This window comes from Rhodococcus sp. 3258, from assembly GCF_031456475.1.
Classification (GTDB): domain Bacteria; phylum Actinomycetota; class Actinomycetes; order Mycobacteriales; family Mycobacteriaceae; genus Rhodococcoides; species Rhodococcoides fascians.
Genome location: NZ_JAVDUT010000002.1, coordinates 42,919 through 65,040 on the forward strand (window position 1 = coordinate 42,919; position 22,122 = coordinate 65,040).

The 22,122-nt window shown below is 64.8% G+C and carries 24 protein-coding genes; 12 read left to right on the top strand and 12 right to left on the bottom strand.

The features are described from left to right. The first annotated feature begins 61 nt into the window (after positions 1 to 61). Positions 62 to 1,057 (top strand): ABC transporter substrate-binding protein, encoded by a 996-nt coding sequence (locus J2X62_RS07565; RefSeq protein WP_310179468.1) that lies wholly within the window; start codon positions 62 to 64, stop codon positions 1,055 to 1,057. 137 nt (positions 1,058 to 1,194) lie between these two features. On the opposite strand, the gene J2X62_RS07570 is transcribed toward J2X62_RS07565, so the two are convergent. The 4 genes from J2X62_RS07570 to J2X62_RS07585 form a co-directional block, all read right to left on the bottom strand. After that, entirely contained in the window at positions 1,195 to 3,069 is a 1,875-nt protein-coding gene (locus J2X62_RS07570; RefSeq protein WP_027495230.1) for an ABC transporter ATP-binding protein, read from the bottom strand. A 65-nt stretch (positions 3,070 to 3,134) separates the two neighbouring features. After that, a complete protein-coding gene (lon, locus tag J2X62_RS07575) occupies positions 3,135 to 5,450 on the bottom strand; it encodes an endopeptidase La (protein ID WP_371832716.1) in 2,316 nt (771 codons plus the stop codon). A gap of 108 nt (positions 5,451 to 5,558) precedes the next feature. Further along, positions 5,559 to 6,260 carry a type 1 glutamine amidotransferase domain-containing protein gene (locus J2X62_RS07580; RefSeq protein WP_027495228.1) on the bottom strand — a complete coding sequence of 234 codons (702 nt, stop codon included), beginning with the start codon at positions 6,258 to 6,260 and terminating at the stop codon, positions 5,559 to 5,561. Positions 6,261 to 6,376: 116 nt separating this feature from the next. Next, complete coding sequence (locus tag J2X62_RS07585; RefSeq protein ID WP_310179471.1) at positions 6,377 to 7,138, bottom strand: putative protein N(5)-glutamine methyltransferase; 762 nt, start codon at positions 7,136 to 7,138, stop codon at positions 6,377 to 6,379. Between the two features lie 81 nt (positions 7,139 to 7,219). Here J2X62_RS07585 and J2X62_RS07590 point away from each other — a divergent pair, with 81 nt between their 5' ends. Together J2X62_RS07590 and J2X62_RS07595 are read left to right on the top strand one after the other, a co-directional pair. Further along, positions 7,220 to 7,603 carry an MmcQ/YjbR family DNA-binding protein gene (locus tag J2X62_RS07590; RefSeq protein WP_310179472.1) on the top strand — a complete coding sequence of 128 codons (384 nt, stop codon included), beginning with the start codon at positions 7,220 to 7,222 and terminating at the stop codon, positions 7,601 to 7,603. Positions 7,604 to 7,649: 46 nt separating this feature from the next. Then, the gene (locus J2X62_RS07595) at positions 7,650 to 8,456 is read left to right on the top strand and encodes a pentapeptide repeat-containing protein (RefSeq protein WP_310179473.1); all 807 of its coding nucleotides are present in this window, start codon (positions 7,650 to 7,652) and stop codon (positions 8,454 to 8,456) included. Positions 8,457 to 8,460: 4 nt separating this feature from the next. Here the strand turns inward: J2X62_RS07595 and J2X62_RS07600 are convergent, their stop codons facing one another. Next, complete coding sequence (locus J2X62_RS07600) at positions 8,461 to 8,658, bottom strand: helix-hairpin-helix domain-containing protein (protein WP_370878648.1); 198 nt, start codon at positions 8,656 to 8,658, stop codon at positions 8,461 to 8,463. 35 nt (positions 8,659 to 8,693) lie between these two features. Here J2X62_RS07600 and J2X62_RS07605 point away from each other — a divergent pair, with 35 nt between their 5' ends. Next, positions 8,694 to 9,581, top strand: a complete 888-nt coding sequence (locus J2X62_RS07605) for an oxidoreductase (RefSeq protein ID WP_032382327.1) — start codon at positions 8,694 to 8,696, stop codon at positions 9,579 to 9,581. Here J2X62_RS07605 and J2X62_RS07610 read toward each other — a convergent pair. Then, positions 9,569 to 10,102 (bottom strand): hypothetical protein, encoded by a 534-nt coding sequence (locus J2X62_RS07610; protein ID WP_310179475.1) that lies wholly within the window; start codon positions 10,100 to 10,102, stop codon positions 9,569 to 9,571. The two genes, J2X62_RS07605 and J2X62_RS07610, sit on opposite strands and share 13 nt — an antisense overlap. A gap of 60 nt (positions 10,103 to 10,162) precedes the next feature. On the opposite strand from J2X62_RS07610, the gene zapE reads away from it, so the two are divergent. From zapE to J2X62_RS07635, 5 genes are all read left to right on the top strand, one after another. Further along, a complete protein-coding gene (gene zapE, locus J2X62_RS07615) occupies positions 10,163 to 11,119 on the top strand; it encodes a cell division protein ZapE (protein ID WP_310179477.1) in 957 nt (318 codons plus the stop codon). Between the two features lie 102 nt (positions 11,120 to 11,221). Continuing rightward, positions 11,222 to 11,596 carry a hypothetical protein gene (locus J2X62_RS07620; protein ID WP_145916547.1) on the top strand — a complete coding sequence of 125 codons (375 nt, stop codon included), beginning with the start codon at positions 11,222 to 11,224 and terminating at the stop codon, positions 11,594 to 11,596. 88 nt (positions 11,597 to 11,684) lie between these two features. Beyond that, positions 11,685 to 12,794: an LLM class flavin-dependent oxidoreductase gene (locus J2X62_RS07625; RefSeq protein ID WP_310179481.1), complete on the top strand. Its 1,110-nt coding sequence runs from the start codon at positions 11,685 to 11,687 to the stop codon at positions 12,792 to 12,794. Continuing rightward, complete coding sequence (locus tag J2X62_RS07630) at positions 12,784 to 13,239, top strand: MarR family winged helix-turn-helix transcriptional regulator (RefSeq protein WP_310179482.1); 456 nt, start codon at positions 12,784 to 12,786, stop codon at positions 13,237 to 13,239. The genes J2X62_RS07625 and J2X62_RS07630 overlap by 11 nt, the downstream gene beginning before the upstream one ends. Next, positions 13,239 to 14,123, top strand: coding sequence for a pirin family protein (locus J2X62_RS07635; RefSeq protein ID WP_310179484.1), 885 nt, complete (start codon positions 13,239 to 13,241; stop codon positions 14,121 to 14,123). Before J2X62_RS07630 ends, J2X62_RS07635 begins: the two co-directional genes overlap by 1 nt. 28 nt (positions 14,124 to 14,151) lie before the next feature. Here J2X62_RS07635 and J2X62_RS07640 read toward each other — a convergent pair whose 3' ends face one another. The 4 genes from J2X62_RS07640 to J2X62_RS07655 form a co-directional block, all read right to left on the bottom strand. Next, positions 14,152 to 14,697, bottom strand: a complete 546-nt coding sequence (locus J2X62_RS07640; protein ID WP_310179486.1) for a ribonuclease H — start codon at positions 14,695 to 14,697, stop codon at positions 14,152 to 14,154. 137 nt (positions 14,698 to 14,834) lie between these two features. After that, complete coding sequence (locus tag J2X62_RS07645; RefSeq protein ID WP_027495216.1) at positions 14,835 to 15,467, bottom strand: MBL fold metallo-hydrolase; 633 nt, start codon at positions 15,465 to 15,467, stop codon at positions 14,835 to 14,837. Next, complete coding sequence (locus J2X62_RS07650; RefSeq protein ID WP_310179488.1) at positions 15,464 to 16,549, bottom strand: S-(hydroxymethyl)mycothiol dehydrogenase; 1,086 nt, start codon at positions 16,547 to 16,549, stop codon at positions 15,464 to 15,466. Before J2X62_RS07650 ends, J2X62_RS07645 begins: the two co-directional genes overlap by 4 nt. Before the next feature lie 37 nt (positions 16,550 to 16,586). Then, a complete protein-coding gene (locus J2X62_RS07655; protein ID WP_230074136.1) occupies positions 16,587 to 16,847 on the bottom strand; it encodes a DUF3263 domain-containing protein in 261 nt (86 codons plus the stop codon). A gap of 133 nt (positions 16,848 to 16,980) precedes the next feature. On the opposite strand from J2X62_RS07655, the gene J2X62_RS07660 reads away from it, so the two are divergent. From J2X62_RS07660 to J2X62_RS07670, 3 genes are all read left to right on the top strand, one after another. Continuing rightward, positions 16,981 to 18,273 carry a LuxR C-terminal-related transcriptional regulator gene (locus J2X62_RS07660; RefSeq protein ID WP_310179491.1) on the top strand — a complete coding sequence of 431 codons (1,293 nt, stop codon included), beginning with the start codon at positions 16,981 to 16,983 and terminating at the stop codon, positions 18,271 to 18,273. Continuing rightward, a complete protein-coding gene (locus tag J2X62_RS07665) occupies positions 18,270 to 19,283 on the top strand; it encodes a DJ-1/PfpI family protein (protein WP_310179492.1) in 1,014 nt (337 codons plus the stop codon). The genes J2X62_RS07660 and J2X62_RS07665 overlap by 4 nt, the downstream gene beginning before the upstream one ends. Positions 19,284 to 19,392: 109 nt before the next feature. Beyond that, positions 19,393 to 19,938 carry a hypothetical protein gene (locus J2X62_RS07670; protein ID WP_310179494.1) on the top strand — a complete coding sequence of 182 codons (546 nt, stop codon included), beginning with the start codon at positions 19,393 to 19,395 and terminating at the stop codon, positions 19,936 to 19,938. On the opposite strand, the gene J2X62_RS07675 is transcribed toward J2X62_RS07670, so the two are convergent. Together J2X62_RS07675 and J2X62_RS07680 are read right to left on the bottom strand one after the other, a co-directional pair. Beyond that, positions 19,884 to 20,759, bottom strand: a complete 876-nt coding sequence (locus tag J2X62_RS07675) for a helix-turn-helix transcriptional regulator (RefSeq protein WP_045841619.1) — start codon at positions 20,757 to 20,759, stop codon at positions 19,884 to 19,886. The two genes, J2X62_RS07670 and J2X62_RS07675, sit on opposite strands and share 55 nt — an antisense overlap. 81 nt (positions 20,760 to 20,840) lie before the next feature. Next, positions 20,841 to 22,085 (bottom strand): MFS transporter, encoded by a 1,245-nt coding sequence (locus tag J2X62_RS07680; RefSeq protein ID WP_371832720.1) that lies wholly within the window; start codon positions 22,083 to 22,085, stop codon positions 20,841 to 20,843. Positions 22,086 to 22,122 lie beyond the last annotated feature (37 nt).

Here is a 22,122-nt window from a genome sequence, read left to right on the forward strand (position 1 = left end):
TGCTGGATGAGCACGTGGGTCGGTTAGGCTAACCTCGCAAATACACGCGCGAGGAGTCCCCATGAAGAAGACCGTCCACGTAGTCGCCGCCGGTGCCGCAGTCATGGCACTGGCGGTCGGCTGTTCGTCCAGCGACGAATCCACTGCCTCAGGTAACTCCGAGAACAGTGCAAACTTTCCCGTCACCATCGAGCACCACTTCGGTGAGACGGTCATCGACGCCGCACCCTCCCGCGTCGTGACCATCGGATTCAACGAGCAGGACTTCGCGCTGGCGCTCGGAGTCAAGCCCGTCGCCACCCGTGGAAATCTCAGTTACGACTACCGCCAACGCCCGTGGGCCCAAGAAGCATTGGGCGGCACCGAGATCCCCGAGGTCGGCAGCACCGACCTGAACCTCGAACAGATTGCTGCGCAGTCACCCGACCTGATCCTCGGACCGTACTCGTTCATCGATCAAGGCCAATACGACCAACTTTCGGCGATGGCCCCGACGATCGCAGACATCGGTGGATACGACGACGTCCCCGCGGCCACGTGGCAGCAGGAATTCGCCGTGGTCGGCGAGGCACTGGGCAAGAAGCAGGAATCCGACGAGCGAACCGCCGAGCTCGAGAAGAAGTTCGAGACCACCCAGACCGACAACCCTCAGTTCGCCGGCAAGGCACTGACACTCGCGTTCGTCATGGACGACGGCAGCTACTTCGTCCTCGGCAAGGACGACATCCGAGCACTGTTCTTCACCGACCTCGGCTTCGAGATCCCCGACGCCAGCGAAACGGTCAGCCCCGAAAACCTCAGCCGACTCGACACCGACGTCCTCGTCATCGCCGGACAGAGCCGCGGACAACTGCAGGCAAACCCGCTGATCGCCGCACTCGACGTCGTGAAGCAGGACCGCACCGTCTACATCGGCTCGTTCAGCACCGACCTACCGTCGGCTCTCGGCTACTCGAGCCCACTGTCCCTCGACTACGCAATCGACGGATTCACCCCGATGCTGGCCGCCGCAACCGACAACGACCCGGCCACCGTGGTCCCAGATCCGGTTTCATAGGTCACTCCGCAGGCTGCGCTCCCGGCCTTCCTAGGTCACTCCGCAGGCTCCGCTCCCGGCCTTCCTAGCTCACTCCGCAGGCTGCGCTCCCGGCCTTCCTAGCTCACTCCGCAGGCTGCGCTCCCGGCTTTCCTAGCTCACTCCGCTGGCACAGTGTGCGCGAACTGTGTTCGATGCAGCTCCTCGTAGCGGCCGCCCGCTGCGAGGAGCTCGTCGTGTGTTCCGCGCTCGATGACCTGTCCGTTCTCGATCACCAGGATGGCGTCCGCTGCTCGGATGGTCGAGAGCCGGTGCGCGATCACCACCGACGTCTTGCCCTCGAGCGCTTCGGCCAGCGCTGCCTGCACGGCGGCCTCGGACGTCGAATCCAGTGAGGCCGTGGCCTCGTCGAGAATCACCACCCGCGGCTGCGCGATCAGCAGCCGGGCGATCGTCAGGCGTTGACGCTCCCCGCCGGACAGGCGGTAGCCGCGCTCGCCGACGATCGTCTCGAGTCCGTCGGGCAGGGAACGCACGAGATCGGCGAGCCTGGCCCGCGACAGTGCGTCCCACAGTTCGTCCTCGGTGGCGTCGGGGCGCGGCAGCAGCAGATTCGAGCGAATGCTTTCGTGGAACAGATGACCGTCCTGAGTCACCATTCCCACTGTGTTGCGGACGGATTCGGCGGTCAGGTCCCGCACGTCGACGTCGCCGAGCCGCACTGCGCCGCTGTCGACGTCGTACAACCGAGCGATCAGTTGCGCGATCGTGGACTTGCCCGCACCCGAGGTACCCACCAGGGCGACCATCTGACCGGGTTCGGCCCGGAACGACACACCGTGCAGAACCTCCTCGCCGCCACGGGAATCCAGAGTTGCGACCTCCTCCAGGGACGCGAGCGACACCTTGTCGGCCGACGGGTACGCGAACCTGACGTCGTCGAGTTCGACGGCCACCGGCCCCGGGGGCAGCACCGTCGCGTCGGGCTTGTCGGCGATCAGAGGCACGAGATCGAGCACCTCGAACACGCGCTCGAAACTGACCAGCGCGCTCATGACCTCGACACGGGCACTCGCCAGTGCGGTCAGCGGCGCATAGAGCCTGGTCAGCAGAAGGGACAGTGCGACAACCGAACCCGGGTCCAGACGACCACTGAGTGCGTAGAAGCCGCCGAGTCCGTAGACCACGGCGAGGGCCAGAGCCGACACCAGGGTGAGCGCCGTGACGAACACGGTCTGCACCATCGCGCTCCGAACTCCGATGTCGCGGACTCGGGCGGCTCGAACCGCGAACTCGACGGATTCCTGGTCGGGGTGCCCGAAGAGCTTGACCAGTGTCGCTCCCGGTGCCGAGAAACGCTCGGTCATCTGGGTGCTCATCGCCGAATTGTGTGCTGCCGCTTCGCGTTGCAGACGTGCGAGGCGTCGACCCATGCGGCGTGCAGGCAGGACGAACACCGGCAACAGGATCAGCGCGAGCAGAGTGATCTGCCAGGAGATTCCGATCATCACCACCAGCGTCAGAGCCAGCGTCACCACGTTGCTGACGACTCCGGACAACGTGGTGCTGAATGCGCGTTGGGCACCGATGACGTCGTTGTTGAGGCGACTGACCAGAGCGCCGGTTCGGGTGCGGGTGAAGAAGGCGATCGGCATCCGCTGCACATGGTCGAACACTGCGGTGCGCAGATCCAGAATCAGACTCTCACCGATGTTGGACGAGAGCCACCGGTTGATCAGACCGAAGCCTGCGTCCACGATGGCGATCACCGCGATGGCCAGAGCCAACAGCACCACCACACGTAGCTCTCGCCCGTCGACGATCGCGTTGACCACCCGCCCGGCCAATACCGGAGTTGCCACCGCAAGCACCGCCAGCGCCACGCTGAGCACCAGGAAGCCGCCGAGGGCGCGTCGATGCGGTGCTGCGAACGACAGGATCCGACGCGCAGTCTCCTTGGAGAACGAAGACTGCGCGCCGGAGCTGTTCATCGTGCGATACATCTGGTTCCACGCGGTCATCTCCATGCTCATGACACCAACGTAGAACCTCGACCGAACTCGAGGTCAAGCAGAGCCCGAGAACGGTCGCCGTCACCTCACGCGGCCGCGGCAGCTTCTGCCGGTTCCAACGCGAGCGCCAGGATGTCGGCCACGTCGGTCATCGGCCGAACGTCCAACGCCTCCAGGACCTCCGCAGGGACGTCGTCCAGATCGGGTTCGTTGCGTGCCGGAATGAACACCGTCTTCAGCCCGGCGCGCTGAGCCGCCAACAGCTTCTGCTTGACTCCACCGATCGGCAGCACACGTCCGTTGAGCGTCACCTCTCCGGTCATTCCCACGTCCGACCGCACCGGACGCCCGGTGGCCATCGACACCAGGGCCGTCACCATCGTCACGCCCGCCGAAGGACCGTCCTTGGGCACTGCCCCGGCCGGAACGTGCACATGGATAGTGCGATCCAGTGATTCGGCAGTGACGCCGAATCGAGCTGCGTGCGCTCGCACGTAGGACAGCGCGATCTGCGCCGACTCCTTCATCACGTCGCCGAGCTGGCCGGTGAGCGTGAGGCCCGCGTCGCCCTCGGTGGAGGCCGCCTCGATGAACAGCACGTCGCCGCCGAGCCCGGTCACTGCCAGACCCGTTGCGACACCGGGCACTTCGGTTCGCTCGTGCGCCTCGGGGGTGAAGCGCGGACGACCGAGGTAGGTCACCAGATCCGGCTCGTCGATCTCGAGCACGTCCGTGGTGCCCGCGAGTTTCGTCGCCACCTTACGTAGAGCCTTGGCCAGCAAGCGTTCGAGTTGCCGCACCCCGGGCTCACGGGTGTAGTCGGCAGCGATCTTGCGCAGTGCGGCGTCGGTGACGGTCACCTCGTCGGATGTGACTGCCGCCCTCTCCATCTGACGCGGAAGCAGGTAGTTCCGAGCGATGACGACCTTGTCGTCCTCGGTGTATCCGTCGATGGTCACCAGCTCCATGCGATCGAGCAGTGGGCCGGGAATCTGATCGATCACGTTGGCGGTGGCGAGGAACACGACGTCGGACAGGTCGAGATCCAGGTCGAGGTAATGGTCGCGGAACGTGTGGTTCTGGGCCGGGTCCAGTACCTCGAGCAGTGCGGCGCTGGGATCACCACGGTAGTCCGAACCAACCTTGTCGATCTCATCCAGCAGCACAACAGGATTCATCGATCCCGCCTCGCCGATCGCCCGCACGATGCGGCCCGGCAATGCGCCGACGTAGGTGCGACGGTGGCCGCGGATCTCAGCCTCGTCGCGGACCCCACCGAGGGCAACACGGACGAAGGTACGACCGAGAGCGCGCGCCACCGATTCGCCCAACGAGGTCTTACCGACACCGGGAGGTCCGGCGAGCACCATGACGGCACCGGAGCCGCGTCCGCCGACGGACTGCATACCCCGCTCGGAGCGCCGTGCACGAACGGCCAGATATTCGACGATGCGGTCCTTCACGTCGTCGAGGCCGTGGTGGTCGGCATCGAGAACGGCTCGCGCCGAATCGATGTCGGTGTTGTCGGTCGTGGTGTTGTTCCACGGCAGGTCCAGCACGGTGTCGAGCCAGGTGCGGATCCACCCCGACTCGGGGCTCTGATCACTTGCCCGCTCCAACTTGCCCACTTCACGGAGCGCCTGTTCGCGCACCTTCTCGGGCAGGTCCGCAGCCTCGACACGGCCGCGGTAATCATCCGCACCGTCGGGTTCGTCCTCGCCCAGTTCTTTTCGGATAGCAGCGAGCTGCTGGCGCAGGAGGAACTCCTTCTGCGTCTTCTCCATGCCCTCTCGGACGTCGCCGGAAATCTTGTCGTTCACCTCGACCTCGGCCAAGTGAGCCTTGGTCCACTCGATCAGCGATGTCAGACGCGTTGCCACGTCAGGTGTTTCGAGCAGATCCCGCTTCTGCACGTCGGTCAAGTACGACGCGTAACCCGCGGTATCAGCGATCGCGCCGGGGTCGGTGAGCTTGTTGACCGAATCGATCACCTGCCACGCGTCGCGGCGCTGCAGCATCGCGACGACGAGTTGCTTGTATTCGGCTGCAAGCGCTTTGAGGTCGTCGTTCGGGGTTGTATCGGCGACGGGTTCGGCCTCGACCCACAGGGCCGCCCCGGGGCCACTGACCCCGTGGCCGATGTGAGCACGACGAGTTGCCTTGATGACGGCGGCCGGGCGACCGTCAGCCAACCGTCCCATCTGCACGATGGTGGCGAGAACGCCGTAAGCGGCGTACCGATCTTCGAGTCGGGGAGCGACGAGCAGCGTGCCGTCATTGCTTGCCTTCGCTGCGTCGACGGCGGCGCGTGCGGCCTCGTCGAGTTCGGCGGGCACCACCATTCCGGGCAGGACGATCGGGTCGGTCAGGAACAGTACGGGGACACGAACGGTTTCGGTCACTTCTCCTCCAAAGGATTGAGCTATAGGGGCTCAACTTCGAAAGGAGTAGTGATGTTCCCTGATCGGTCGGTGTTCTCCGTGGGCAGAACACCGACCGTCCACGACGCTTTACTTCAGGGCGCTGACCAGCTTCTCCGCGAGGGGACGCGTCGATGCGGGGTTCTGGCCCGTGTAGAGGTTGCGGTCGACGACCACATGCGGCGACCAGGCGTCGGCGTTCTCGAACTTGGCGCCGTTCTCGCGCAGCCGGGTCTCGAGGAGCCATGGGGCCTTGTCGGCCAGCCCGGCCTGGGTCTCTTCCTCGTCGGTGAAGCCGGTGAGCTCGTACCCGTCGAAAGCCCAGGAGCCGTCGGTACGGACGGCCGGCAGCAGGGCCGCCGGTGCGTGGCACACCGCCGAGACCACCTTGTTCGCATCGAGGAAGTCGACCACGAGGGCACCGAAGCTCGTCGAGACGGCGAGATCCTCCATGGGCCCGTGGCCGCCGGGGACGAACACGACGTCGAAGTCGGAGGCCTTCTGGTCTTCCAGCTTCGCGGGCGAGGACAGGATCGACTCGATCGAGGCCAGGTAGCTCTTCTGGTCCGCCACCTTCTGCTCGTCACCGCCGTTCGCGTCGACGGCCAGACTGCCCTCGTCGACGACCGGAGCCTTGCCACCCGGCGTCGCCACCGTGATGTCCCACCCGGCCTCGACGAATGTGCGATGGGACTCGACGAGCTCCTCGGCCCAGTACCCGGTGGGGTGCTTGCTTCCGTCGTTCAGGGTCCAATGGTCGGCAGCGGTTACCGCGAACAGCAAAGTAGTCATGGTCGAACAGCCTCTTTTCTCTATCGGGATCCGTTCGGGAATGCCACGAAACGCCGCAGTCGAAACGCACAGTCGAAACGCGCCGCCGAGACCGGCCGTGTATGGCACTCGTCTCGTCACCTACGCGAAGCGATCACGACCACCGCGTCGAACTCGTCCGATGCGCCCACCCGCGCGTGGAATCCGCAGTCGCGCACTGCCCGCAGAGTCGAATCAGCCAGTGCTGCACTGCTTTCGATCAGCAAGTGACCGCCGGGGGCCAACCATGCAGGTGCCCCCTCGGCCACGAGACGGTGGAACCGGGCACCGTCTTCGCCGCCGTCGAGCGCGATGCGTGGCTCGTGCAATCGCGCTTCCCGCGGCATCAGTTCGATGTGGGCCGTCGGGACGTACGGCGCGTTGACCACTATCGCATCGAAGGAGCCGAGCAACTCCGGTGGTAAGGCGTCGTACAGATCGCCGCGGTGCACCGTGCCCCCGACGGCAGCCAGGTTGCGCGTGGCGCATTCCACGGCCGCTGCGTCGAGATCGGCGGCATGTAATTCGGTGACGCCACCGACCGACAGTCCTACCGCACCGGATCCGCAGCACATGTCCAATAATCGCGACGGCTGAAGTGCTGCAGCACAATTCACCAGGAATTCAGTTCTCCGACGGGGCACGAATACCCCCGGTTCGACGGCGACGCGTTGACCACAGAACCACACCCAGCCGACGATGTGTTCGAGCGGTGCCCCGGCGATACGGCGAGCGAGCATGGCGGCGAGATCGTCACTGTCCGATGCGGATTCGATCAGAATGTCGGCTTCTTCTTCGGCGAACACGCAGCCGGCCCCGCGCAGACCGGACACGACCTCGTCGTACTCGGGTCTCACCATGGATGGAGCCTCCTCCAAGTGCCTGCGCCCAAATGCCCCGCGCTGAAATACTGTAGCCCGGCATGTGTCACAGGGAGTCGAATGAACTGGGAACCCGAGGTCCGACAGATGTGTCTGGCGTTGCCCGAGACCTACGAGGAGCAGGCGTGGGTCGGTACTCGATGGCGGGTACGCGGGCGCACCTTCGCCCACGTCCTCGACATTGTCGACGGCACTCCTCCGGCATTCGCAACAGCGGCGGGGACCGACGGACCGGCGCATGTCCTCGTATTCCGTTCCTCCGGAATAGAACTCGACGCATTGTCGAAGCAGGATGGCTTCTTCGCTCCCGGCTGGGGACCCGAGATCATCGGCATGCTGCTCGACGAGTCGGTGGATCGAACGGAACTCGGCGAGTTGATCACGGAGAGCTACTGCACCCGGGCCCCGAAGAAGCTCGTCGCACTCCTCCGACGTCCGGAGTGACGATTCTCGTTTGACGCTGCGGCTGCCCGAAGGACAGAGTGAACACATGAGCCCACCCGAGAATCTGCTCGCCGATTGCGGCAGCTGCTTCGGACTCTGTTGCGTTGCTCTGCCCTTCGCCAAGTCGTCGGATTTCGCCGTCGATAAAGCCGCCGGGGAACCGTGCCGCAACCTTCAGAAGGACTCGCGCTGCGGCATCCACTCGTCGCTTCGGGAGAAGGGCTTTCCCGGATGCACGGTGTACGACTGTTTCGGTGCGGGGCAGAAAGTGTCGCAATCGACGTTCGCGGGACGGGACTGGCGAGAAACGCCGTCGAACTCGTCGGAGATGTTCGCGGTGTTCCCGATCATGCGGGATCTGCACGAGTTGCTCTGGTACCTGGCAGATGCACGTGGCCGGACATCGACCGCATCCCTGCACAGCCGGCTTACCCGCGAATACAGGGAGCTTGACGCTCTCACGTCGGGGACTCCCGAGAGCCTGCTGTCGGTCGACGTCTCCGTACTGCGCTCGCGGATCAACGAGGTGCTGCTCGATGCCAGCGATCTGGTGCGCGCGGAAGTGTCGGGCAAGAAGAAGAACTATCGCGGACGCGACATGATCGGAGCCAAGCTGGCCGGTGCGGATCTCCGCGGTGCGAGCTTGCGGGGTACGTATCTCATCGGGGCGAATCTGCGCGGTGCCGACCTGCGCTGGGCCGACCTGATCGGGACCGATTTTCGTGGTGCCGATCTCCGCGGCGCAGATCTGCGCGAAACGATCTTCGCCACTCAGTTTCAGATCAACGCGGCGCTCGGTGACCGATCGACACAGTTACCCGAGTCGGTGACCCGTCCCGGACATTGGACGTGACCGTTCAGCTCAGTGACCTGCCGGTGCGCTCGAGCGCTTCCTGAACGATCCTCACTGCCTTCGGTCCGACTCCGTGCAGTGACGCGAGCTCAGCAGCGGGCACCCCGGCCAGGTCGTCGAGACAGGTATATCCCGCAGCTCGCAATGCCCGCATCGCGGGGTTTCCGATCCCCGTCGGAAAAACGGGTTCTGTTGTACTCACCGGCGCATTCTAAAACAGACCGGTAGCCTGTTGCCGTGCCCGAAACCAAGCAGAAACGCGTTGTCATCACCGGAGCGAATACCGGTATCGGCTACTACACAGCTTTGGAGCTGGCCAAGCGCGGCGATCACGTGACGCTTGCCTGCCGCAACCAGGACAAGGCCGACGCCGCAGCGGCGAAGATCCGCGCGGAGGCCCCGAACGGAACTGTCGACACGGCCACCCTCGACCTGGCCGACCTCGGTTCGGTCCGCAAGTACGCCGAGTCGGCTCCCGAATCGATCGACATTCTGATCAACAATGCGGGCGTCATGATGCCGGCGAAGCGAACCGAAACGAAGGATGGGTTCGAGCTCCAGATCGGCACCAACCATCTCGGCCACTTCGCGCTGACCGGGTTGCTGTTCCCCAAGCTCGCCGCCGACGCGAAGATCACGACCGTCGCCTCGGTCGCGCACCGTCAGCGCCCCAAGCTCGACTTCGACGACCTCCAGCTCGAGCGTGGCTACAACGCGCAACGCGGATACGCGAACTCCAAGCTCGCCAACATCCTGTTCGCGCTGGAATTGCAGCGTCGGATCGACAAGGCCGGATCCAAGGTCACCAGCAATGCGGCACACCCCGGCATCTCGTCGACCGAGCTCTACTCCAGCCCGGACGGCCTGGGCAGCAACAAGATCCTGGCGGCCCTGGCACCCATCGGACTCAAGTTCATCTCTCAGTCCGCCCGAGCCGGAGCGCTTCCCACACTCTATGCAGTCGACGTCGCAGGCGGCGGCACCTACAGCGGTCCCACATCGCTGTTCGAGTCCCGCGGCAAGCCGGGCCCGGCGAGCATGACCAAGATGGCTCAGGATCCCGCACTCGCAGCCCAGCTGTGGGACGCCAGCGAGAAACTCACTGGAGTCGGCTACCCGTTCTGAGACGGAATCCCGGCGAGATAGATCGATATCGGAAGCCGTAGTCCCGCAGCTTCTTTCGCGGTTCCACGGCCGAAAATCGCGTCGGCCATCAGTCCTTCGCACAGCGAGACCAAGCCGTCTCCGTGGGCTGGCTCGTCGAACAGTTCTCTGGCCCGTTCGAGTGAGAAGAACGAACGGGCCAAGTCGGCCCTGATGTCGGCCGGGACCGCAGGATCGAGCATCAGCGCGTAGCGAGCCCGGAGCTCGACCATGCGATGGGTGATCGCAGCGTCGAGATAGCGTGCGATCACCGTCGCAACATCGGTTTCGGTTCCGACGATCTCCAGAAACGATGCCCGCGAGAGCTCGATCAGACGGGTAGCCACGGCGGCGAGCAGATCGGCCTTGGTGCGGAAGTAGTACGACGTGGACCCTGCCGGAAAGTCCAGCGCAGAATCGATCGACCGGTGCGTCAACACGCGCAAGCCGTCACGGGCGATGACACCCAGTGCGGCGTCGGCGATGGCGGTGCGGCGGTCCACAGCAGTGACCCTACACACGCCCTCTACAAATGTAGAGTAGCGGGGCGTACGGTTCGTGACATGAGGCCGACCGCATCGCGACACGTCTTCGACGCTGCCTTCACTCTCGACGACGCCCAGGCCGCAGCGGCAGACATGCTGTCGACACCCGGCGACAGAGGTGTCTACCTGTGGGGACCGGTCGGGCGTGGCAAGACCTGGCTGTTGGACAGCTACTTCGCCGCGGCCGACACCACTGCGAAGAAACGCGTGCACTTCCACAGCTTCTTCCGCGATCTCCACGCGGCGTACTTTCGCCACGGGTTTTCCATCGACGCAGCCATCGACGATGTCCTGTCGACAGGATCGGCTCCGGCGGCACTGCTGTGCTTCGACGAATTTCACGTCCACGACATCGGAGACGCCCGCCTCATCACGCGGATGCTCGACGCACTCTTTGCCCGTGACGTCGTCCTGGTCGTCACCTCGAACTACGCGCCCGACGAATTGCTGCCGAATCCGCTGTTCCACCCGACGTTCGTCCCGACGATCGAGAAGCTGAAGCAGTGCCTCGAGGTGGTCTGCGTCGACGGCCCCGTCGACTACCGCGCCGCCGGTACCAGTGGATCACGGTTCGCCTCGGGTACGTGGACTGTGGAGCCCGTCTCGGGTGGTCGGACGTTTGCCGAGCTGTGTTGTGCTGCCCGCTCGACGGGCGATTACCTCGAGATGGTCCAGCATGCACCGCAGCTGACGATCACCGACATTCCGGCTCTCGCGAGCGTGGACGACTTCGCGGCTCAGCGCTTCGCGAATCTGGTCGATGTTCTGTACGACCGCGATGTGCGTACCGAATTCCACGGCGTGGTGCCGCTGACCGAATTCGCCGTCGGATGCACCGGACTCGATACCGACAGACTGATCAGTCGACTCAGCGAACTGGGCTCTCGGTCACGCACGAGTGCGAACAGCCGTCACCGGCCCGCAAAACAAAGGGAGACACCCACTACTGACGGCGGTCGGGGGCGACAGCAGTAGCGGGTGTCTCATTGTCCATTCGGGGCCCGTCGCCGGGTGGATGGGTAGCGGATGGGAAATTCTTTCGAAGTTTTTTCACCGACCGAGGCATAGCCTGTGACCATGCCTTTCACAGCAGCGAACCACTACGACTTCAGCGGTGACGACCTCACCGGAACCGTCGACGCCCATCGCTCCGCCGGAGTGTGGGCGGCGCAGCTCGTCCTCAGTGGAGAGACGCTGGAATCCACCGACGTCACCCGATCCGATCTGGGATTCGAGGTGCGGACCGTCGTCGAGACCCTCTCGGACGGTAACCGGACCCACCTGCTCGTCGTTCTGCCCCGCGTCAACATCGATACGGACGACGGCCAGGACGTCACGTTCACCTCGTACGCAGTGCTGTACACCGTGCACGGCGGAACCACCGAGCAGCACGGCCCGACCGAGTCGTACGACGTGCGGTTGCTCACCGGAACCGCGTCTCTCGTGCAGTGACCGCCGCGGAAATAACCCGGACCGCACCCCGGTTGTACGGCATAGTCAATGCAAACGCATGAACTTGTCGTTCGGGTAGGAGCACGCCATGCAGTTCGGAATCTTCACCGTCGGAGATGTCACCACCGACCCCACCACCGGGATTACGCCCTCCGAGCACGAGCGCATTCGATCGATGGTCACCATCGCCAAGCATGCCGAGGACGTTGGTCTGGATGTTTTCGCGACCGGCGAGCATCACAATCCGCCGTTCGTACCCTCGTCACCGACGACCATGCTCGGCTACATCGCGGCCACCACCGAGAAGTTGATCCTGTCGACGTCGACGACGCTGATCACGACGAACGACCCGGTCAAGATCGCCGAGGACTACGCGATGCTCCAGCATCTGTCCGAGGGACGCGTCGACCTCATCATGGGTCGCGGCAACACCGGCCCGGTCTACCCGTGGTTCGGACAGGACATCCGTCAGGGCATCCCATTGGCTCTGGAGAACTACCAGCTGCTGCGACGCCTGTGGACCGAGGACGTCGTCACGTGGAAGGGAAACTTCCGGACGCCACTCGACCGGTTCACGTCCACTCCTCGTCCGCTCGACGACATCGCGCCGTTCGTCTGGCACGGGTCGATCCGCAGCCCGGAGATCGCAGAAATCGCCGCCTACCACGGTGACGGCTTCTTCGCGAACAACATCTTCTGGCCGAAAGAGCACTACATCCAGCTCATCGATCTCTACCGGGAGCGCTACGAGCACTACGGCCACGGCCGCGCCGACCAGGCCATCGTCGGTCTCGGCGGTCAGGTGTTCATGCGCAAGAACAGCCAGGACGCGGTGAACGAATTCCGACCGTACTTCGACAACGCACCCGTCTACGGCCACGGCCCCACGATGGAGGAGTTCACCGAGCAGACCCCGCTGACCGTCGGATCTCCGCAGCAGGTCATCGAGAAGACGCTCGCATTCGCAGACTACTTCGGCGATTACCAGCGTCAGCTGTTCCTGATGGACCACGCCGGCCTGCCGCTGAAGACAGTGCTCGAACAACTCGACATCCTGGGCGAGGACGTCGTACCGGTATTGCGCAAGGAATTCGCTGCCCGACGCCCGGCCGGCGTTCCGGAGAATCCTCCGACCCACGCCTCGATGCTGGCAGAGAAGGACGCGGCCGCTGCGAAGGAACCAGCAGTTGCCGTCTGACACGGAGGTGGCGGTGAAAGCCTGGGAGTCGCTCTTTCGCTCCCAGGTTTCCCTGATGCGCCGGTTCGCCGCCGACGACATCTGGGATCCGATCGGCATGCGCGAATACGACGTGCTGTTCACCCTGAGCACCAGCCCGGACCGCAGACTCCGACTGCGTCGACTCAACGACGAGATCCTGCTCAGCCAACCGTCGCTGAGCCGGATGTGCGACCGACTCGAGGCGATGGGTTACGTTGTCAGAGAGCATGATCCGTCGGACAAACGCGGGACCGTGATCTGCCTGACGGACGCGGGATCAGACCTGCAGGCCTCGATCGGACGCAAACACGCCGCCCGCATCAGGCGCTACGTCGGCGATGCACTGAACACCGACGAGCTCAGGACACTCGACAGTCTGTGCACCAAGCTCAGACTCGCCCAGACCGACATTCGGGAGCACTGATGATCCAGGTCTTCACCCCACGCGAGGTTCCACTCGGCGGCCCTCGTGCCATGAAGGTGCGCCGCACCCTGCCGCACAAGGACCGATCCCTCATCGGCGCATGGTGTTTCGCAGACCACTACGGGCCCGAGCACTCGCGCATGGACGTCGCACCGCACCCGCACACCGGCCTACAGACCGTCAGCTGGCTGTTCTCCGGTGAGATCGAGCATCGCGACAGCGTCGGATCTCATGCGATGGTGCGGCCCGGGGAGCTCAACCTGATGACGGCCGGGCAGGGCATCAGCCACTCCGAGGTGTCGACACCCGACACCGACATCCTGCACGGGATGCAGCTGTGGGTGGCGCTGCCCGCCGTATCCCGTTTCGTGGCACCGACTTTCGAGCACTACGTTCCCGATTCGATCTCCCGGCCCGGCCTGACCGCTCGGGTGTTTCTCGGATCGCTTCTGGGCGAGACCTCGCCGGTGTCGACGTACACGCCACTGCTCGGAGCGGAGATCGTGCTCGACGCCGGGGCGCGGGTCAGCGTCGAGATCGACGAGTCCTACGAACACGGAGTTGTCGTCGACCAAGGATCGGTGACGCTGAACGAGACCGATCTGGCCGCAGCCGAACTCGGCTACCTCGAACCCGGGCACCGGTCGATGCAGCTCCACAATCCCGCCCGCGAACCGGTTCGATTCCTCCTGTTGGGCGGTCCGCCGTTCGGTGAACAGATAGTCATGTGGTGGAACTTCGTCGGCCGCAGCCACGAGGACGTGGTGGAGTATCGGGCCGCGTACGAGGCCGAGAACGGTCAGTTCGGCACCGTGGAGGGCTACCCCGGGCCCAGGTTGCACGCACCGGAACTACCCAACGCGCGGATGAGACCCCGCGGCTGATCCGGAGCGCCCGCGCTCGGCTCGGCCGTCAGAACAGGGTGGCGATCTCCGGCTCGGTCGGTAGCGGCGCAGCGGGGACGGATGCCTTCTGTGAAACGGGACCGCTGCGAGCCTCGGGCGGTGCGGACACCGCGTTCGCTCCGGCGGCCGCGATGGCGCGGGCGGCTTCGCCCGCAAGCGCGTCGGCTGCTTCGTTGAAGTGATTGCCGACGTGGCCGCGAACCCACCGGAATCGCACCGGCCCTTCGCGTTCGGTGATGGCTCGCTCGATGCTCTGCACCAGATCGAGGTTGCGCACGGGAGTGCCGCCCGCGGTCTTCCACCCCTTGCGCTTCCAGCCTGCCAGCCACTCCGACGCGCACTTGATGGCGTACTGCGAGTCCGATTCGATCAGTAACGGCTCCGGGCCGGGGTGGGCCAGCACGGCCTCGAGCAGGGCGCGGAGCTCGGCTACCTGGTTGGTGCCCGAGGGCTCGCCGCCGGAGTTGCTCGGACCCGTGTGATTGACCCACGCCCACCCGATTGCTCCGCCGGGGTTACGCAGACAAGAGCCGTCCGTACTCACGATGATCACGGACAGGACCCTACTTCGGGCCACCGACAAACCCCGGCTGACTCGCCCCGGCAGCCGGGAGAGACTTCTCCCAAGCTGGGCATCGGTGACACTGTGCTGCTGGGCATGGCTGACACTGTGCTGCGAAACATCGAACCTCAATTCCCGCGGGCGATCCATTCTTCGAGGTGCGGGGACTCGTCCCCGATACTCGTTCCGTCTCCGTGCCCGGTGTTGACTCGGGTCTCGGCGGGCAACGCGAACAATCGATCCCGGATCGAGCCGATGATCGTCGGGAAATCCGAATACGACCGACCCGTCGCACCGGGCCCACCGGAGAACAACGTGTCCCCCGAGAACAACTGACCCGCCTCGGGCAGATACAGACAACTCGACCCCGGCGAATGACCGGGAGTATGCAACGCCACGATCTCCGTCCCCGCGACGGTGATCCGCTGACCGTCCTCGAGCACCGAATGCCCGATGCCCGGATGCGTCTGCTCCCACAACACATCATCGGCCGGATGCAACAGAATCGGCGCATCCAACTCCCCCGACAACTGCGGCGCGACCGTCACATGATCGTTGTGACCATGCGTACAGACAATCGCCCGCACAGCACGACCGGCGACCGCATCGACGATCGGACCGGCCGTATGCGCAGCATCGACGATCACCACCTCGTCGTCGTCACCGACCAACCAGATGTTGTTGTCGACCTCCCACTCGCCACCATCGAGCGCGAACGTCCCCGACGTGACCACCTTCTCGACCCGCAACTGCCCACTCACAGGACCACCACCGAACGCAGCACCGTGCCCTGATGCATCTTCTCGAACGCCGCCTCGATATCACCGAGACCGATCCGTTCGGTCACGAACTTCTCGAGCGGCAACCGACCCTGCTCGTACAGATCGACCAACATCGGAAAATCCCGCTCCGGCAGGCAATCGCCGTACCACGACGACTTCAACGACCCACCCCGGGAAAAGAAATCGATGAGTGGCATCTCCACCGTCATCTCCGGCGTCGGCACCCCGACGAGGACGACGGTCCCGGCGAGATCGCGGGCGTAGAACGCCTGCTTCCACGTTTCCGGGCGGCCGACGGCATCGATGACCACATCGGCCCCGAACCCACCGGTGAGCTCTTGGATGGCCTCGACGGCATCGACCTGCGAGGCATCGACAGTGTGCGTGGCGCCGAGATCGAGAGCCCAGTCGAGTTTTTTCTTGTCGCGGTCGACGGCGATGATCGTCGACGCCCCCGCCAGGCGGGCGCCGGCGATCGCAGCATCCCCGACACCGCCGCACCCGATCACGGCGACGGAATCCCCGCGCGAGACGTGGCCGGTGTTCATCGCCGCACCGAGCCCGGCCATCACCCCGCAGCCGAGCAAACCGACCACTGCCGGATCGGAGTCCGGGTCGACCTTGGTGCACTGGCCTTCGTGGACGAGGGTCTTGTCGGCGAACGCCCCGATCCCCAACGCAGGGGAGAGTTCGGTGCCGTCGGCGAGAGTCATCTTCTGCGACGCATTGTGGGTGTCGAAGCAATACCAGGGGGTGCCCTTCTTGCAGGCTCGGCATTCCCCGCACACCGCCCGCCAGTTCAGCACCACGAAGTCGCCGACCTCGACATGAGTGACCGCGTCGCCGATGGTTTCGACGGAGCCTGCGGCTTCGTGGCCGAGCAGGAACGGGAACTCGTCGTTGATGCCGCCCTCGCGGTAATGCAGATCGGTATGACAGACCCCGCACGCGGCGATGGTGACCACGACATCGTTCGGGCCGGGATCGGGAATGGTGATCGTCTCGATCGAGACGGGCTCACCCTTCGCCTTGGCGACGACGGCATGAACGGTTTGTGACACAAGCACTCCTGAGGTCAGGTGATGTACGGAGGACGATTCACTCGCCGAGCCAGAGCCTGCGGCGGCACACCTCGAGCAACGCGGACATCGTGTCGCGGTCGAGGGTCGATTCTGTGTCGGGTTCGCGAAGCACTGCGGCGAGCCTGGTGAAGTATTCGGTCGGGCTGATTCCGAACCCGACCAGAATGTCCTCGGCCGGCCCGCCGCCGTAGGGCATCCACCGGGTCGCGAAGTCGATCATGCGCTTCGTTTCCGGGCAGCCGAGAGTCGACGCGAGGGTTTCGGTGGTCGTCCTCAACGGTGTTCCCTTCGTCGATGAATCCGATGTCCAGGTTGTCGTCCTACCGCGAGAAAAGAACCACGCACAACGGCTAGCAATCACTGGCCGAACGGACATCACACGACGCCGCTCCGAGTACTAGGATGCGCACGTGAGCAGCCCTGCCCCGTCGACCCCCGCCAGGTCCGAACCGACCGACTCGCTCGCCGCGCTTCGGGAGGTCCTGACCGGTCCGCTGGTCGAGATAGCTGCTCGTTTTTCGTGGTGGTCGTCGCAGCGGTATCCGCACTCGGCGATGATCATTTTCACCAGGGAATGCACCGGCCGTCCGAGAAAAGTCAGTGGCGACGAGTCGATGACGAGCCGCGTGACGATCAAGGAGCTCGACGACCTCAAGCAGTCGGTGCAGCAGAGTGGGCGCCGGGCTCTGGACGGCCCGGGGCGCCTGGCCGGTGCACAGCGACGTCTCGCGACGCAACTCGACGACACCACCGACACCCTGCTGGTTCTGGTGCCCAAATCGACTGCGCCGCAGTTCGATCCGGATTCCTACGTCGGCGTTGCGTTCGGAATCGTAGCCACCTCCATACGCCATCAGGTGGTCCAGGCGAGTCCTGCGTATCTCGCCGAATCCCTGGCGGCCTCGAGCGAGCGTGCCCGGGTGATCTCCGAGATGGTCGACGCCCACGTCGATACCCTCACGTCCGTGCTGTCCACGCTGCGCTCGAAGGACCTCGATGACGCGCGAGCACGCGCAACCGCCAGCGATACCGCGTCGGCGGCACTGATCGAGCTTCGCTCCATCGAAGAAGCCAACCGTGAGCTGGGGCAGGAAGCAGTGACCACCGCCTTCGCCAGGCTGCAGGGGGAGCTCGCCACAGTATTGGACCAGTACTCGATCGACGTCGAATATGTCGCTCCCCCAGTCGACGGAAGACCGGTCCCCGGCGAGATCGCACGCGCGGCGCGAGCCGTGGTTCGGACCGTCGTACTCGCCTACGTGGCTCAGCCGGATGTTCGACGGGTTCGCATCGCGTGGGATTGCGACGGAACCAACCTGCTGCTCGAAGTCCGCAACGACGGCCTGCACGCCTGCGACACCGAGACTCTGACCCAACAGCTCTCCGGACGCGTGCACACCCTCCGGGGATCGATCTCATTCGAATCCACCGCTGGGTGGGGATCACGCGTGAGCATCGCGATTCCTCTCGACCCGCCTCCCGCACGAGCCGACGAACAACTTCTCGCCGGCCTCAACCGTCGCGAGAGAGAAGTTCTCGGCTACCTCGCATACGGCAAGCGCAACAAGGACATTGCCGCGAGCCTCAACATCGGCGAGAGCACGGTGAAGTTCCACGTCGCAAGCATCCTGAAGAAACTCGAGGTCAAGACCCGCGGTGAAGCGGGTGCCGTGGGCATGAAGGCCGGAATCCGAGCATCGTGACGCGTTCGACCACTCGGGTGAACGACGACCCGTCTCGGCGTGGTCCGACCCAGCGTCGGCGCATCGGCATTCTGCTCTTCGACCAGGTCAAGATGCTCGACTTCGTCGGCCCGGCCGAGGTCTTCCTCGAAGCGAACCAGCGAGTCGACGGCTACGACATCGTCTTCCTCTCGATCGACGGCGGTGACGTGGTGACCTCGATGGGAATGACGGTGTCGGTGAACGCCGCCGTCGCCGACAGCGGCGACTTCGACACCCTCATCGTTCCCGGTAGCGAATCGGCTCCGGCCGTCTTCGAGGACCCGGCGTTGCTCGACGCGGTGGCGCTGCTCGCGCCCCGAGCGCGGCGGGTGGCGTCGATCTGCAGTGGGGCGTTCGCGCTGGCGGGATCCGGTCTGCTCGACGGCCGGAGTGCGACCACTCACTGGAAGTTCACGTCGACTCTGGCGGAACGCTTTCCCGACACGCGTGTCCAACCGGATTCGATCTTCGTTCGCGACGGCGACATCTACACCTCGGCCGGGGTCGCTGCCGGAATCGATCTGGCGTTGGCGTTGGTCGAAAGTGATCACGGTGCCCCGATAGCCAGAACGGTCGCGCAACTACTGCTGGTGTACATGCAGCGCTCCGGCGGCCAGTCGCAGTATTCGGTGTCGCTGAAGGGTCCACCGCCGCGGACCCAGGTCTCTCGCGCTATCACCGACTACATTCATGCCGACCCGACACGACCCGCGAACCTGAGCGCTCTCGCGGCACACGCCAATGTCAGTGTGCGGCATCTCAATCGCATCGTGCGCGAGGAACTGGGCACGACGCCTCTCGACTACGTGACCGCGATGCGTCTCGATATCGCGGTAGCCGCACTCGAGTCCGACTACTCGGTGGCCCGGGCCGCTGCCGACGCAGGATTCGGCACGCCCGCTGCTTTTCGGCGTGCGTTCGTCACCAAGTTCGGTGTTACACCGTCGGATTACCAGAGAAAGTTCCGCACGACCGATCCAGCCCAGTGATACTCGGCCCCAACGCTTTCGTTCACCTCGGGAGGATCGAACACCGCCGGTCGAAGGTGTCCCTGGCAGGGTTACCGGACCGGCAGCCGCCTGGATCTATGGTCGAACCATGCACAACGTGGAGGCGCTCGAGTCCTGGGCGTATTCGCCTGCAGTACTGCTGGATCGGCATCTGACCGTCGAATCGTCCACGATGCTCGCTCGCGCGGTGTCGCCGAGCTTCGCCGAGGGGGTCAATCTGGCCGTGTTCACATTCGTCGACGCCGGTTCGCTCTGCAGCGATCGAGACGATCCCGCCGACGACCCGCCTACTGGGTGGGAATCGTCGGCGGATCAGGTGGTCGCCATGCTTCGTGAGTCGTTGGATCGGCACGAGCCCGACGACTCCTTTCGCCGCATCGTCGGCGAACTATCCACCCGTAGTTCGGCATTCGCGCAGAAGTGGGCCGGTGAGACCAGCGCGAGAAGAACCGGAACCGTGACGATCGAACATGCCGTCGTCGGTCCGTTGATGCTCGACTACCTGTTCATGCCTGCCGCCGAGGACCACGTACTGATGGTGCTGCGGCCCCGAACAGCACAGTCGAGGGCAGCTCTAAGTCAACTGGCCGACGCGGTCCGATCGTCCGAATCGGACCGAGGAACAACGAACTGAGTGTCGCGGCCGGGGACTCCGGCAACCAGATGCCGGATCGCCGATGCCGACCGACTACCGGGATCAGCGAAGTAGGTGGTGATGAACTGCCCACCCTCGCCGACGATCTCCAAAGTCTGCGAACGGAATTCGACCAGACCGAACGGCTCCACCGGGACGACGGAGATGCTCGACGACAACGGCCGTACGTCGTGTTTGGCCCACATCCTGCGAAAAGCGCGGCTCTCCACCGACAATCGGCCCACCAATTCCGTCAGTCGCGGGTGACCCGGTGCCGCGTGGAATCGCAGCGCCGACACCATTCGCTGCGCCGTGACGGCCCAGTCCTCCGGCGAGGCGGCACTGTGCTCGTGCGCGAACACATCGAGCATCAGGTTGGTACCCACTTTCAGGCCCGGCGTCATCAGCGCAGCCGGACCGTTGAGCGCAAGCAGATCGTGATGGCGGTCGGTGATGTACGCCGGCGTGTGGACCCACTGCTCCAACACCCGGGCCGACGCCTCGGTCACCCGCGGCGGAAGCGCCTCGACCACGGCCGGGCCGGACTGCGCGCGCGCCACCCGGTGGAAGTACGCCCGCTCGTCCTCGTCCAAACGCAGAGCCCGACTCAGCGCAGCCAGAACCTGCTCGGAGGGTTGATGATTGCGCCCCTGCTCGAGCCTCAGGTAGTAGTCGGCGCTGATATCGGCGAGCCGGGCGATCTCTTCTCGTCGCAGGCCGCGCACTCGGCGATTGCCGTCGCGCACCAGACCCACCTGCTCGGGTTGCAGCGATTCCCGGCGCACCCGAAGGAAGTCCGCAAGCAACGAGCGTTCGGCCATCGTCAGGACCTCCTGTCGACAACCATCATCTCCTACCCGCCGTCCCGAATCGAGTACGAATCCGGCCCACTGTCGACCGTTTCAGGACACGACAGCCCGAGACTTGCGCAGATCGATGGTCAACAGCACGAACGCCACCGCCGCGAGCACCGCAATCACGACGGCGAACACCACTCCTGCCGTCACCAGGCCCCATCCGGTCGCCACGGCTCCGGCCCCGATCACCGGTACCGAGATGGCGATGTACAACACGACGAAGAAGGTCGAGGTGACCTCTGCCCGACGGTGCGGAGGTAGCTCGGCACCGATCGTGGACATGCCGTTGGCGAATGTCATGCCCTGACCGACGCCGCAGAGCAGCGCCGCTACCACCAGAACGGCCAACGAGGTAAGCAGCAGCGACGCGGCCAGGAACACCAGACCGAGCAGCAGCAGCGCGCATCCCCAGCGCTGCGCCGACGCGGGATCGGCTGCGCGCAAAGCAATCTGGGCTGCCGCCGACGCAGCGAAGACCGTGAACACCACCACCCCGGTGACGGCGTGATTGTCGACTCCCAACACACTGCCGATGAATCCCGGCGAGACGGCAGTGAACAGGCCAAGTACGGCGAACCCCGCGAATCCTCCGATCGAGGCGCGCACGAAGGTGCCGCGCACCTCCGGTGGAACGGACAGCCGCTGCATGTGCGGGCGTGCTCCGCCGTCCACCCGCACCGTCTCGGGTGCGAGGAACACCGCCACTGCTGCCGCAGCCAGCAGAGCCATGTCGACGACGAACGTCAGACGCAACGGTTGCGGTAGGTACTCCGCGAGCACTCCGGCCACCAACGGTCCGAGGCCGAGGCCCCCGATGTTCGCTGCGGTAGCGATCGCGGATGCACGGTCACGCCATCGTTCGGGTACCAACTCGATCAACGTCACCGTCGCGGTACCGACGAAGATGCCGGCCGAGATTCCCGACAACACGCGGCCGATCACCAGGGCCGTCAGCGAGCCGGCGGTGACGAACACCACGGCGCTGATCAATCCGAATGCTATGGCCGCCAACAGCATCGGGCGTCGTCCCAACGAGTCGGACCAGCGGCCGAACGCCAACAGAGCTGCGAGCACACCGACGGCATACGCCGCGAACACGAGGGTGACGACGAAGACGGAGAAGTGGAACTCGACCTCGTAGAGCGCATAGAGCGGCGTCGGCATGGTGGTGCCCATCATCGCCACCACGAACGCGAACGCAACTCCGACGAATGCCGTCGCACTCGACACCGACATGCGGGGCGACGACATGCGGGGCGACGACTTTTCGTCCGATCGGGTCACGCTGATCTCCTGTTCTGCAAGGGCCGTCCGTCCTGTGCCGTCG